Raw genomic sequence first — 13,049 nt, forward strand, 5'->3', positions numbered from 1 at the left:
TTCCACTCTGCTGGCTGCTGCTCTGGGATGAGCTGCTGCCGCCGGTCCACTTGGCATACAGGGTCATGTCGCTTGGGATGCCGTCGCTGAAGCTCCAGGCCTGGGTGCATGCCTCGTCTTTGTACCAGCCGGCAAAGGTGTAGCCGTCTTTGACGGGGTTGGCCGGTGCGGTGAGTTTGTCACCGTAGGAGAGGCCGGTTACGACGGAGAGAGTGGCACTTCCGTCGTTGAAGAGGACACGAAGTGCGCCGTCCATGTTGCCGGAGCCGGAGCCGCCGGAGCCGGAGCCGCCGGAGACCGGGGTATGGATCGGTGCGGGCGGTGCGGTGTATGCGGCAAGAACATAGCTGGAGAAACTATCACCCGTTACGGTGAATTCGTAGTAGTTATCGTTGTCAATCCATTGTCCGCGACCGTTGAGCGGTGTGCTGACTGTTCCGTCCGATTTATAGTGGAAGGCTTTGATCTTTTGCACGTCGCTCTCTTTGGTTCCGACAAGCTTCTGTATCTCACTCTTCGGAATCTTGAAGGTTACTTTGATGCCCTCGCTCTTGGAGACGTTGTTGTTAATCTTGGTAACATTGTCTCCGGTTGCGGTGATCATGGAGAGGAAGGTGTACTTGTTGGATTCAGAGAACGTCTCCTGAATTTTTTCCACAATGGTCTCGTTGAAAACCGGATCGATCGTTGGCAGGTAGTTGGTGACGTTTGCAAGGTTGATGACAATGCTGTAGCTTGTTTCCATTTTTGGAGACGCCGCAGGTGCTTCTTTGAAGGTTACATTTGCCATGGTGACATTTCCTTTGATACTGCCGCTTTCAGTCGTAGGTGCGGCCTCAAAGGTTACAACCATCACAACACCGGCATCTTCGTCTTCGATGGTCGCGATGTTGCTTTGAATTTCTATCGCACTCGAATTGGAAATGATTGTGCTACCATCATCTTGTTTCTCTACGTTAGACACAGGTAATTTAGGCTCAGCCGCCTGATAGACGGTGATGAGCATCGTTGCTTTTGCCTCGTTCGGGCCGGTTGCGGTGATGGTTGTCGTACCAACTGCCTTTGCGGTGTAGTTACCGTCCGCCCCAATGGTCAGAACACTGGTGTTGCTGGAAGACCATAATACGGATGTGCCCGCAGGAGTTACGGTGAACTTCTTTGCGGTTCCGGTTGTCTGGGTCGTGTTGCCCAGGTCAATGCCGGTGCCGTAGGGCGCGACGATCTTGAGATCAATGGTCTTGCCTTCGATCGTTAATCCGGAGGTGTCGAGCGTGATTGGGGTATTTGTGTTGGTCGTGATGTGGTTGACATACCCGGTCAGGGAAGTGAAGGTATTGTCTTCCTTGATGGTTCCTTTCAGGAAGTCCGTAAGCTCAGTTCCTACTGCGTTTGCACGCTGTGCGAATCCGACTGCATACAGTTTTCCGGTTGTGTTTGTGTTTTGAACCGTGTTCTTCTCCAGCGTCATGTTGACGGTGATGTTCACCGTTGCACTCATGGCTGCTTGGATGTTCTGGATGTACGCCTCAGCCGCCGTCATGGTGAGCGTGTTGTTGTTGATGGCGGTCTTTGTATTGCTCTTCGGCGGCGTGTAGTACAGCAGTCCGGTACGGTAGCTGGATTCAGCGGTGACTGTGTTATCACTGATTTCAGTGGTAAGGCTGGAGGTGTTTCCTGCGATGTACACACCAAATGCTGCATTTTTGTTTCCGGTCGAGTTCACCTTCAGTGTGTTTCCCTGAACGGTAAGGGTCTTTGCGTTGTCGGTCTGCGGTATGAACTTGACCGCATAGACGTAATTACTGCCGGTTGCGGTAATGGTGGATTTGTTTACGACAAGTGACACCTTTGGCCGTGCGAGAATGACGTCAAACTCCGGTGCGGTTGCACCGGTAACCGTAAGGGTACTTTCGGTAATGACAAGGTTGTTTGGTACGTTGGTCGGGTTAGCCGGCCAGTTTGCTACGAATGCTTTGATCAACGCATTCTGATCACCGCCCGTCGCTGTGACGTTGAGTTTTTTGAGCGTGACATCACCGGTTGCGGTGATGTTGATTGCACCGTTGGCAGGGATGCTGGATGCGGTGATCGATTTCTTGTCACCGTCGAAGGTGATGTTCTTGGAGATGACGATCGGATCGCTGCTCAGTGTAACTTCTTTCAGCTGGGTAACGGTGGCGCCATCGTCAACGTAGCTGTTCAGCGCTTTAGTCAGATTTGCATGCAGGGCAGGGATGGTACTACTACTACTACTATTCACTACCTTTGCTTCAGCATCGGCAGTGTTAAAGTTGCTTTTCCCCCAGACGCGTTTCTGTAATGCGTAATTCTCATCACCAATATACAGGTCATACGGCGTGTAGGAATTGGAGGAGGAGTGTACCGTTGCCTTGAGCCCGATCTGCTGATTATCATTCACGATGGGCAATGCATCCTTCAGTTCGGACATCTCATCGATCGTCAGGTTCGATGCGTACTGAACGTCCTTTCCGGAACTGACATCAATACTCTGAGTCCAGTTACTGTTCTGGATCGTGACGTTCGTGATGCTGACATTTGCACCATTGACGTTCAGACCACTGCCGGCACTGTCGTTCAGAATGAGATTTTCCAGTGTGATCGCGATGGAATCATTGGTATTGTATGCCTGAATACCGTGAGCTCCCAGGTTTGTGTTCTTCTCACCATCAGTACTTGTCGCAGCTGAAGTGGCATTACTTTCAAATCGGATGTTTTTCAGCGTGACAGTACCTCTGTCCCCCTTCCAGGTAGAATTATCAATCAGGAGCAGATTCTTTTGACCATTTGTACCAGACCATTTGTTCTCATTGGACAGAACTGCTGTAATTGTGTGATAATTATTACCACCACTGATCGTGACCGAGCGGTTTACGGTGATCTGGGAGGGTGCCTTGATGTCTTCTCCCAGATTGATTGTCGTAGGACCGGTACTATTCGAGAGATTTGCGATTAAATCCTCAAAGTTAGTGACTGTTACCGAGCTCCCGTCATTACTCTCCGCACTGACAGCTCCTGCCATCAGCGTACACACCAGCAGGAGCGCTGCGAGCAGCACCACACCGCGCCGCATCAGTCCTCCTGTATCACGGGGACATTTCATCCCATTCATTCGTTGCATCATAAAATACTCCATAGGATTACGCCGGACCGGTACCCGCAGAGCAGGAACAATTCAGTTCACGGAGATTGAATCCTATTGTAGAAGGATATAACGCGGAAAATTCTCTGATTGGATTTTTATCATATTTGCGCCGTGCGCACGAAAAATAAGACAATATTTGCGGCTCAAAAAAATCAGTGTGAGAAATGTCCGGGACGTTTCATTTCACGAAACGATTTTCAAAAAATGGAGGGAATAACGTCAATGCACAAGCAGCGGCATATTCAGATGAATCGGGAATACTATTATATCATAGTTGGTACTAAATACTACTACAACAGGATTCAATATTTGCGGAAGCCTCGTGAAAGTCGTGCGCGAACAAACCCCCAAAAACAGCAAAGATCACGACCGTATAATCGCAGATATATAATTTGTTTTTACCTGCGATTATGTTCTTCATCGTATTTAAATGTTTTCCCGCCAAAATTTCACCGAAAATCCCCCTTTTTCCCCAAAATTATAAATACCTCAGAAGTAAAACATCAAAATTGTCCCCGGACCCTATTAATTCCGGGCGGCAAAAACATCACCGAGGTGAACACAAAAAACCCCGAACCGCACAACCCCGGAACAGAAACAGATGTCTGCCCGATTTCCGCCACTCGAAAGGGAAAAAGGAACAGACACCTCTTCTTTATGATGTGAAACCACATCAACCTATCGGATCACCCTGCCGCTGAAGTCAGACTTCAGAAGTCAGACTTCAGCTGCACACACCACCCGGACACCACACAGGAAAAAAGTCCGCACACTCTTCAACACCCATGAATGTGCTCCGTGACAACGCTCTTGTGTACTATATTTGTTCTTCATTGAATAAATATGTTCATCAGTGTCAGTAAAAGAACCGCGAAAAAAAACGAAAAAAAACAGATGCCACAGAAGGAGACCCATCATACCCTCCCCTCCGCGCAGCTGACCTCTGACTTCTGAAGTCTGACGTCAGACCCGCATCACCACACACCACCTGTCATGAACACCCCGCAACTCCCCACCCGGAAACACCTCTACGCCTTCCTCAACGACGAAGAGTATCACACCCTCACCACCCTCATCGGCCGCATGGAATTCCCGACACTCAGCGCCTACATCACCGCAGTCTGCCGCACCACCCTCTACGGCTGGCAGACAAAGTATCACGTACCGTCCGGCGAACTTGACCCCGAAACCGCAGACTGGATCGCCTGGCACAAAAACCACATGACCAAAGAAGACCGCCTCCGGCAAACATACTTCGACATCCTCACCGACCTCGCCTTCCCCGTCATCGCCTCCCGCGGCGCGCAACTCGCCTTTCATTTATTACAGAACGAAATCGAGACAGCCATGGCAGAACAGGCCGGCATGCTGCCATCCTACGACCAGCTCAAAACCTGGACGCAGGTGTACGAAACCATCCACGCAGAACAACTCGGCAGACACCGCGCCGACCTCGCCCGCGACACAGCACAGGAAACCGAACACGAAATGATCTAAGGAAGTTGGTGTATCTTCAATGTGGCCAGAACACAGAAAAAGAAACGCGAATCGCGCTCGCCCCACAAACCGCATTTGCGTATCCTCGCTCTCCTTCCCGTCCGGGCGGACGGGTGGCGTTACTGTCGCACGGCAGAGCCGTGCTCCGTTCCCCTCTTCGGGGTCACTGTCGCACAGCAGAGCCGTGCTCCGCTCCCCCCTTCGTGGGTCGCTATCGCACGGCAGAGCCGTGCTCTCCTCCCCCTTTGAGGTCACTATCGCACGGCAGAGCCGTGCTCCACTCCCCCCTTCGGGGGTCGCTATCGCACAGCAGAACCGTGCTCCGCTCCCCCTTCGGGGTCGCTATCGCACAGCAGAACCGTGCTCCGCTCCCCCTTCGGGGTCGCTATCGCAAGCCCGGACGTTTTGCTCTCCTCCCCCTTCGGGGTCACTATCGCACGGCAGAACCGTGCTCCGCTCCCCCCTTCGTGGGTCACTATCGCACATGCAACGGCAATACTCGCGAAGCTCCCACTCATTCCGTATCCTGCCCGGCTTCGCGAGCATTTTTAGCCGTGGTTGCGACAGCAACGAGCAACCGCCCGGCTCCGGGCGGGCGAGAGCGGCGTAAAAAATGCGATGAGCGAAGCCGCGCCGTCAGGCGCATCTGCGTTATCTGCGTTATTCTTTCCTCATCCTGCCCCTATGAAGAAACCCGAACAACGGAAATACTCGCATCCCGCCACAAACCAAAGACACCCGACCATGACACACCACACCCGCCCCGGAAACCGCCTATGAATGAAGAACCCCTCCGCTACTACGGCCACACCTACTGCGGCACCGCCTTCACCCTCGGTCGCTATCGCACAGCAGAACCGTGCTCTCCTCCCCCTTTGGGGTCGCTATCGCACGGCAGAGCCGTGCTCCGCTCCCCCCTTCGTGGGTCGCTATCGCAAACGCGGCTAAAAATGCTTGCGAAGCCGACGCAGGATAGTAAATGAGTGGAAGCTTCGCGAGCATTTGCCGTCGCGTTTGCGACAGCAACGCCGCCCGTCCGCTCGGACGGGAAGGCGAGCGACGAATAGCAAATGCGATGAGCGAAGCACGCGGCGCGAAGCGACGCATCTGCGTTATCTGCGTTATTCTTTCCTCTTCCTGCCCCTATGAAGAAACCCGAACAACGGAAATACCCGCATCCCGCCACAAACCAAAGACACCCGATCATGACACACCACACCCGCCCCGGAAACCGTCTATGAATGAAGAACCCCTTCGCTACTACGGCGACACCTACTGCTGCCCCGCCTGCGGCACCGCCTTCACCCTCATCAGAAAAGAGATCACCGGCTGCGGCACCGGCACCCAGCACAACACACTCCGCTGCCCCGTCTGCACCGCAGACACCGCAATCCGCGTCAGCGACGAAGAACTCGCCCTCATCACCAGCTACATCAAACTCCGAAGCAAAGCACGCGACCTCATCCGCACCCGCACCCTCAATCAGACCACCAGACACCCATCAGGAACCAGACCATGACCTACACACCATTCGACCCGGAACCCTTCCTCACCATCACCCTCCCCCGCATCCACCCGCGCCCCAGTGACCCCTACGAAGCCGCCCTCCACAGCCGCGACCTCGCCTACATCTTCGAAGAATTCCACCTCAACTTCATCGAACAGTACCACAAAGACCTCGAACTCATCACCGGAGAAAACTGCGAAAGCGACGAATACCAGCTCATCCGAAGAACCAGAACCACCTGCAAAGTAAACATCCCCAAACTCCGAACCGACCACCCCGACCTCCATCAGCAACTCGTCTACCTCCGCGCAACCGACGCCGAAAAATTCCTCGGACGCCGCTACCTCTACACCGCAGCACGCGACCACGCCGGAGACCGCATCACCCGCTACGAACAGATAAACATCGACGACCTCAGAAAACACCTCACCCCCGCAGAACTCCCGCACTACCTCACCACAACCGAACGCCCCCTCACCCCCGAAATCATCACCCTCAGGAACACCCCATGACCTGGTACGACTACCCCCTCCTCCAAAACAGAGAACAACTCCGCCGCGAACTCCTCAGCGGAAAAAAAGTACTCACCATCGCACGAGAACTCGGATGCTCACGGGCAGCAGTAACAGCAGCAATGCGCCACCACAACCTCACACGCCCCTTCCTCACCATCGGAGAACAGACACGGAAAAAACTCAGGCTCTAACCCCCTTTTTTTCCCGCACCCCTCTGAAAAACACAAAAATGGACCCGGCGGGATTTGAACCCGCGGCATCTACGTTGCGAACGTAGCTATCTACCCCTGATATACGAGCCCGACAAAAAATATCGAGGGAAAAAATCCCATCAGAGAATAATCTCAATATCTAATTGTTCTGCCAATTCCTTATATCTGTTCCGAATCGTGACCTCCGTCACACCCGCAACATCCGCAACCTCGCGCTGCGTTCTCCGCTCTCCGGACAAAATCGACGAAATATAGATCGCCGCCGCCGCAACACCCGTCGGACCGCGCCCGCTCGTCAGCTCCCGCTCGCCCGCCTGCTTCAGAATCTCCATCGCACGCGACTGAACCTCGCCCTTCAGACCAAGACCCGAACAGAACCGCGGAACATAATCGCCCGGTGACGTCGGCAGCAGCTTCAGACCCAGCTCCCGGGAAATGAACCGGTACGTCCTGCCAATCTCCTTCCGCGAAACACGCGACACCTCAGCAATCTCATCCAGCGTTCTTGGCACATTACACTGACGGCATGCCGCATACAAAGCCGCCGCCGCAACACCCTCAATACTTCGCCCGCGGATCAGATTCTTATCCACCGCATCACGATACACAACCGCCGCCGTCTCACGCACATTTCTGGGAAGACCCAGAGCCGACGCCATACGATCCAGCTCCGACAGCGCAAACGCAAGATTCCGCTCCGTCGCATTCGACACCCTGATACGGCGCTGCCACTTCCGCAGCCGGTACAGCTGGGCACGATTCTTCGACGAAATCGCACGACCATAACTATCGCGGTTTCTCCAGTCGATCATCGTGGACAGACCCTTATCGTGAATCGTAAATGTCATCGGTGCGCCCACACGGGACCGCTTCATCCGCTGATCATGATCAAACGCGCGCCACTCCGGTCCACGGTCGATGAAATCATCATCCAGCACCAGACCACAGTGCTGACACACCAGCTCCGCCCGCTCATAATCATGAACAAGCTGCCGGCTGCCGCACTCCGGACACACCGTTGCAGTCGCATCACTACCGCCCTGCTTCTCCTTCACCTTCTCCACAGCGGTACTCTGCCGCTGCTTCATCTTTTCGCGCTCCTCTTTTAACTGTCTCAGTTTCTCGATTTCTTTTTCCATATTGAACCTCCGGTCTTCGGGTAGCGGGAATCTCCCTCCCCCCTGTATCCGGATACCTGACGGCGTTTTTTCGGCAGATCCGGCTTTGAACCGGGAACAACATACAAACTGTCCCCGACCCCTGCCAGAACACCGTCATTGCACAAAACGGTAAGATAGGGCCGTGCAACACTCCCGTAGAGATCAACAATCTTCCCTACAGTGCGGCTCTCTGCATCTGCAACCTCTGAATACAAAGGCGGAAGCTGTCCGGCATCACTCCTGAGAACAAGCAGCCTTCTCCCAAGAACTGCCGTAACTTCTCCTGCAAACTTCACAAATCAGCCTCAAATATCATACCGCATATATTGCAGACCCGCATGGAATCAAACCACAGGGTATATATGCAATATATTATACTGACAAACTTGTATAAAAATGTTCTCCAGAATTGTAAAATAATGGTTATGAAGAAAACAAAGAATCATAGGATTGGGAAAGAACTCTCTTTGCCTCCTCCTCACTCATCCCTGCCCCGCGTGCAACCAGATACCGCATGCGTTCACTCAGCAGATCCCCCGGTCCGTGCGCATCCGACTCCACCACAACCTCCGCACCCGCGCGGCGCGCTGCTGACAACACATGCCCGTTCGTACGGTTGTGTCCCCCGCGTGACGTAACCTCAAGAAACACACCATTCCTCGCTGCAAGGCGGGCATCCTCATCCGTAATCAGGCCGGGATGTGCCAGAACATCCACATAAGCACTTGAAATTGCCGCTGCATTCGTTCCCGGCGCAACAGGCTCTGCAATTGTCTCCCCGTGCACAACCACAACCTCCGCACCAAGACCTTTCGCATACTCCGCCAACTCATCAATCTGATCCGGCGGCACATGCGTAATCTCAATCCCCGAATACAACCGAATCCCGTACAACTCCGCAGACCGCTTCACCGCCTCCTCAGCGCGGATTAACTCCTCCACATTGGAAAAATCCGCATGATCCGAAATTGCCATCTCCGTATATCCCAGAACCGCCATCCGCCGGATTAACTCCGTCGGCAGCAGCTCCCCGTCACTCATCGTCGTATGACAGTGAAAATCGTACATCGATCACCTCCCGCTCAGCCTGTGGGCAACTTTTTGGAGCAGCTCCTCTTTACTCCCCTCATACTCAACCCGCAGCCTGCCGTCACCGGAAAACCAGTGTGCCGGATGCCGCACATCCCGCTCCTCATCAAGCACCGCAACATCGCACTGCTTCGCTGCCCGCGCAACCTGCGCAAGATTCGGTGACACAACCGCAAGCGTCTTTGCCACACGTCGTCCCTCGGATCGGGTCAGTTCCGCATTAAAATAGCAGGGATAAAGAAATCGAATTGCCATGAATACTACACTATTGGGCGTGAAAATCTATAAGGTAATTGGGGCTTTGCTCCAAAAGTCCAAACTTGTTCAGAATGTCTGAAAGGCTTTTGATTGGATAACTCGGGACTCTCTCACGGTGATTTTACTTGGAATAACCACATGCAGAGATATGTTCGAAAATCTTCGGCACATGGTTACTCCAAAAAACCAAAATCAAAATATTTTTATTCAGAGATTTTTGATCCTGCAATTCGAGACAATTCAGACTTTTGGAACAAAACCGGTACTTGCCGGTCCGTCGAAAAAATATTAATTGGATACAATCCCTCTCCGGTTACGGAATAGCCGCATACTCGTACACTCCTCCCTCCTCCCCGGTCGTAACGATCGCAGCCGGCATCATTGACCCTGTCTCACAGGACATAATTGCATTCTCTACCGGATAACTGATCATATCAACATCAATTACTGCAAATTCAGGATCACTGTCCCGGAAAAAGGGACGAAGCTCCGCATGTTCGGGGATCTCCTCATGCCCGGGAACCGGAACCTGCGTCATAGAGACAACATTGGGATTGTCCGGATCAACCCTGACAATTATCAGATGGTCCTCATCCTCCGCTGCCATCGCCGGAATCGCCAGAATGGACAGCGCAAGCAGAAAAACCGCAAGTTTTGAGAACATATTCATGATTTAGCGCATCTCCTGTATGATTGTGTAAGGGTGTATGGTATGTATTTGGGTGCCAGAATGTTTCTGACACTAAGTAGTAGATCGTCTATGTTAATATAGTTTTACATTTTGTTGAATTTTGATTACCTTATGTTGGGTGATGCTAACCAAAAACATATTTTTAACCTCGTTGGTATGACGCACTCATACACATCAGGAACAGTGTATCTATAAACCAGACGCACACCAATAGTACTCCCATGCACCACGTGGATGTTCACATGGAGGCCGAGATTTACGGCGCCAACAACCGTCTCGCAGAACACAACGCAGAACACTTCAAAGCACACAATGTTCGCGCATTCGATCTCCTCGGAGCAATCGGCTCGGGCAAAACCTCGCTTATTGAACAGATCGTCCCCGAACTCAAAAAGCGCAACCTCAATACCGCCGCAATCGCAGGAGACGTCTACGGTGACGACGACTTCCAGCGAATCGTCAAAACCGGCATCCCTGCCTTCAACGCAAACACCGGAAAAGAGTGCCACCTGGACGCGCACCTCGTCCACCATGCCCTTGACCACATGAACCTCGACGGCATCGACATCATCTTCATCGAAAACGTCGGCAACATGGTATGCCCGACCGATTTCAAGCTCGGCGCAGAGAAGCGCATCGTTGTCATCTCCACCACCGAAGGCGACGACGTCGTCAACAAACATCCGATGATGTTTCGGGACTGCCAGATTACCGTCATCAACAAAGTCGACCTCGCCGAAGCCGTCGGCTGCAACGTAGAACGGATGATCACCGATATCAAACGCTACAACCCCGAAATGATCATCATCAAGACCAACCTCCGCAAAGGAGACGGTGTAGCCGAAGTTGCCGATGCCATCCTTGCCTAACGGAATTTAAATATCCGGAAAGCCTATACATATAGGACTCTGGAAAAGACTGAGATGATCCGGACCGGACCGTTCCGAACCGGATCACCCGTCCTCAAGTAGTAATTACTGCTTTCGGGCGTTCAATCAGAGAAACAAATTATTGGAGATATTAATTCATGCTTTGGCAAGGAAGATCAGTAAGAAAGTCCACCGGTGGCCGTTACCACGCCAACCGCGGCAAAAAGCGGTTTGAAATTGGCAGATCCCCGGCAGACACCATTATCGGAGAAACCCGGGTAAAAACCATCAGAGTAACCGGCGGCAACACGAAAGTCCGTGCACTCCGCTGTGAGTACGCAAACGTCAGTGACAAAAAGACCGGAAAGGTCCAGAAAGTCAAGATCAACTCTGTTGCAGAAAATGCCGCAAACCCGAACTATGTTCGCCGGAACCTGATGACCAAGGGCGCAATCATTGCAACCGACCTCGGTAAAGCCCGTATCGTCAGCCGCCCGGGTCAGGACGGCGTTATCAACGCAGTCCTGCTCGAATAAACAAAATACTTTTTTTTCTTTTCCTGCCCATTCACAGCAAAATATACTTATCCATAGCGGTGCCCAATATCTGATATATGAGAAGAGTGTCCTATCAGTTTCCCAACCGCTGCGATCTTGAGTTTGAAACAGACGTTCCCTTCGCAGTATTTCTGAACGCCGTTGAATCCCTTGCCGGACGGCAGGACAACTTCAGAACCGGTGCCGGACCCATCAAACGTGAAATCTCCGTCTTCCTTGCCCATGACCGGCTTGGTTTTGAAAAGATTGAACCCGGCGCAAACATCAGCAAAACCACCACAGATGCCGCAGACATCCTCATAACCCTTACCGACACCCTGCTGAAAGCCTCCGGAAACGTTCCCTTAAACGATCACCGGTTCATGATCCGTTCCATGGAAAAAGGAGCGCGTACCGAAATCTTCATCACCAAATCCCCCTCCATCGAAGGATTCGATGCCATGGACATGAAAAAAATGATTCTCGGGGCACTTGCGTGACCGAACTGGAAACAACGGTTGCTGCACCCTTCCGGCACGGAAGAAAAGACCGTCTCAGCAAGATGGAACTGGTATTTTACTATGTGCAGGACAAACGGTGGATGAGCCAGGATCAGGCAAAAAAACTGATCGATCTCGCCGCAAAACGCGGTCTTCTCATCAAAGACGGGGAGGAAAACATCTACCGCTGTGCCTCCTCTCTTGCGGATGTTGCTATACCCCTGGGATTCCGTCCCGGTGACGAAATCTTCGCCGAAACCGAAGAACAGGACCCGATCGAGGCTCTGATCGATGACATTGCCGCAGCAACCGGTAAAACGAGAAAAGACCTTGCCGCAGAGATGCAGGAAATAGCAGGACACTTCGACAACCTCCTTGTCCCGGAAGCCTCCGTCATCCTTCTTGCAAAAAAATACGATGTCAGTACTGCTGCCTACCTGCCTGCCCTTCGCGCGGCAATGCACGAGGGGCCGTAACTTTTTTTGATTTTTTTTCTTGAAAAAAACCTGCAGCACACCTCTCTTCGAAAAACTTCTCCCAACGGTATCCGTCTGTATTGTACCACAGAACATCTTTCGTGAAAAACTCCCGGATTCCGGCAAAATCAGCAAGAGAAGAAGAGAAAAAGTATTGAGAGAGAATTACTCTGCCGCTGCTTCTTCAGCAGGGGCAAAGATCTCTGCGACCGGCTTTTCGCCGTAGGTGGAGATTTTCGCGTTTACCTGAACAAAGTCAGCTGCGATCTCATTACCGCGCTGGCCCTTTCTTCTCCGCTCACCATTGTGGGTTGCATGGAAACCAAATCCATCGGAAAGGAGAAGGTTTCTTCTGCCGTTTCCCGGGAGGTCCGGACGTGCCGGGGTTCCGGTTTTGTCCGAGCCGCCGGTGATTGTAATCTTATAACCATTCAGACCAAACGGAGCGCCGTCAACCTCGGTGCCAATCTTCTTTCCCAGAAGTGCACCCGCAGCTGCGCCCGTGGCATCTATTTTGTACGAAAGACCCGTTTTCGGGTCTGACAGTACGACCTTAAAGTCTACCATTGTATTAGC

General features: G+C 52.5%; 17 protein-coding genes and 1 tRNA gene. 9 read left to right on the forward strand and 9 right to left on the reverse strand.

Going from position 1 to position 13,049, the window contains the following annotated elements:
- The coding region (locus O0S10_RS06705) for an InlB B-repeat-containing protein (protein WP_268925116.1) at positions 1–3,130 on the reverse strand (3,130 nt) is incomplete at its 3' end.
- Positions 3,131–4,156: 1,026 nt separating this feature from the next.
- On the opposite strand from O0S10_RS06705, the gene O0S10_RS06710 reads away from it, so the two are divergent.
- Positions 4,157–4,660, forward strand: coding sequence for a hypothetical protein (locus tag O0S10_RS06710; protein ID WP_268925117.1), 504 nt, complete (start codon positions 4,157–4,159; stop codon positions 4,658–4,660).
- Positions 4,661–4,959: 299 nt separating this feature from the next.
- On the opposite strand, the gene O0S10_RS06715 is transcribed toward O0S10_RS06710, so the two are convergent.
- Complete coding sequence (locus O0S10_RS06715; RefSeq protein WP_268925118.1) at positions 4,960–5,178, reverse strand: hypothetical protein; 219 nt, start codon at positions 5,176–5,178, stop codon at positions 4,960–4,962.
- A 36-nt stretch (positions 5,179–5,214) separates the two neighbouring features.
- Between O0S10_RS06715 and O0S10_RS06720 the strand changes: the two genes are divergently transcribed.
- Genes O0S10_RS06720 through O0S10_RS06735 form a run of 4 tightly spaced genes read left to right on the forward strand, consistent with a single transcriptional unit; the run spans position 5,215 to position 6,873 of the window.
- On the forward strand, positions 5,215–5,643 hold the full coding sequence (locus tag O0S10_RS06720) for a hypothetical protein (RefSeq protein WP_268925119.1): 429 nt from the start codon (positions 5,215–5,217) through the stop codon (positions 5,641–5,643).
- Positions 5,640–6,179, forward strand: coding sequence for a hypothetical protein (locus tag O0S10_RS06725; protein ID WP_268925120.1), 540 nt, complete (start codon positions 5,640–5,642; stop codon positions 6,177–6,179). Before O0S10_RS06720 ends, O0S10_RS06725 begins: the two co-directional genes overlap by 4 nt.
- Complete coding sequence (locus O0S10_RS06730) at positions 6,176–6,679, forward strand: hypothetical protein (RefSeq protein ID WP_268925121.1); 504 nt, start codon at positions 6,176–6,178, stop codon at positions 6,677–6,679. The genes O0S10_RS06725 and O0S10_RS06730 overlap by 4 nt, the downstream gene beginning before the upstream one ends.
- Positions 6,676–6,873: a hypothetical protein gene (locus tag O0S10_RS06735; protein WP_268925122.1), complete on the forward strand. Its 198-nt coding sequence runs from the start codon at positions 6,676–6,678 to the stop codon at positions 6,871–6,873. The genes O0S10_RS06730 and O0S10_RS06735 overlap by 4 nt, the downstream gene beginning before the upstream one ends.
- A 39-nt stretch (positions 6,874–6,912) precedes the next feature.
- Here O0S10_RS06735 and O0S10_RS06740 read toward each other — a convergent pair.
- From O0S10_RS06740 to O0S10_RS06765, 6 genes are all read right to left on the reverse strand, one after another.
- A tRNA-Ala gene (locus tag O0S10_RS06740) sits at positions 6,913–6,984 on the reverse strand.
- Positions 6,985–7,013: 29 nt separating this feature from the next.
- A complete protein-coding gene (locus O0S10_RS06745) occupies positions 7,014–8,033 on the reverse strand; it encodes a transcription initiation factor IIB (RefSeq protein ID WP_268925123.1) in 1,020 nt (339 codons plus the stop codon).
- On the reverse strand, positions 8,009–8,350 hold the full coding sequence (locus O0S10_RS06750) for an H/ACA ribonucleoprotein complex subunit GAR1 (RefSeq protein WP_268925124.1): 342 nt from the start codon (positions 8,348–8,350) through the stop codon (positions 8,009–8,011). Before O0S10_RS06750 ends, O0S10_RS06745 begins: the two co-directional genes overlap by 25 nt.
- A gap of 127 nt (positions 8,351–8,477) precedes the next feature.
- The gene (locus O0S10_RS06755; protein ID WP_268925125.1) at positions 8,478–9,122 is read right to left on the reverse strand and encodes a histidinol phosphate phosphatase domain-containing protein; all 645 of its coding nucleotides are present in this window, start codon (positions 9,120–9,122) and stop codon (positions 8,478–8,480) included.
- Positions 9,123–9,125: 3 nt separating this feature from the next.
- Positions 9,126–9,398: a signal recognition particle subunit SRP19/SEC65 family protein gene (locus O0S10_RS06760; RefSeq protein WP_268925126.1), complete on the reverse strand. Its 273-nt coding sequence runs from the start codon at positions 9,396–9,398 to the stop codon at positions 9,126–9,128.
- 316 nt (positions 9,399–9,714) lie between these two features.
- Positions 9,715–10,071: a hypothetical protein gene (locus tag O0S10_RS06765; RefSeq protein ID WP_268925127.1), complete on the reverse strand. Its 357-nt coding sequence runs from the start codon at positions 10,069–10,071 to the stop codon at positions 9,715–9,717.
- A gap of 242 nt (positions 10,072–10,313) precedes the next feature.
- Between O0S10_RS06765 and hypB the strand changes: the two genes are divergently transcribed.
- The 4 genes from hypB (at position 10,314) to O0S10_RS06785 (ending at position 12,473) form a co-directional block, all read left to right on the forward strand.
- The gene (hypB, locus tag O0S10_RS06770) at positions 10,314–10,961 is read left to right on the forward strand and encodes a hydrogenase nickel incorporation protein HypB (RefSeq protein ID WP_268925128.1); all 648 of its coding nucleotides are present in this window, start codon (positions 10,314–10,316) and stop codon (positions 10,959–10,961) included.
- 158 nt (positions 10,962–11,119) lie between these two features.
- The gene (locus tag O0S10_RS06775) at positions 11,120–11,497 is read left to right on the forward strand and encodes a 30S ribosomal protein S8e (protein ID WP_268923503.1); all 378 of its coding nucleotides are present in this window, start codon (positions 11,120–11,122) and stop codon (positions 11,495–11,497) included.
- A 77-nt stretch (positions 11,498–11,574) separates the two neighbouring features.
- The gene (locus O0S10_RS06780) at positions 11,575–11,997 is read left to right on the forward strand and encodes a hypothetical protein (protein ID WP_268925129.1); all 423 of its coding nucleotides are present in this window, start codon (positions 11,575–11,577) and stop codon (positions 11,995–11,997) included.
- Complete coding sequence (locus tag O0S10_RS06785) at positions 11,994–12,473, forward strand: DUF2240 family protein (protein WP_268925130.1); 480 nt, start codon at positions 11,994–11,996, stop codon at positions 12,471–12,473. Before O0S10_RS06780 ends, O0S10_RS06785 begins: the two co-directional genes overlap by 4 nt.
- Before the next feature lie 165 nt (positions 12,474–12,638).
- Here the strand turns inward: O0S10_RS06785 and O0S10_RS06790 are convergent, their stop codons facing one another.
- The gene (locus tag O0S10_RS06790) at positions 12,639–13,040 is read right to left on the reverse strand and encodes a 30S ribosomal protein S6e (RefSeq protein WP_268925131.1); all 402 of its coding nucleotides are present in this window, start codon (positions 13,038–13,040) and stop codon (positions 12,639–12,641) included.
- Positions 13,041–13,049 lie beyond the last annotated feature (9 nt).

The organism is Methanocorpusculum petauri, assembly GCF_026891975.1.
In the GTDB taxonomy this organism is placed as follows: Archaea; Halobacteriota; Methanomicrobia; order Methanomicrobiales; family Methanocorpusculaceae; genus Methanocorpusculum; species Methanocorpusculum petauri.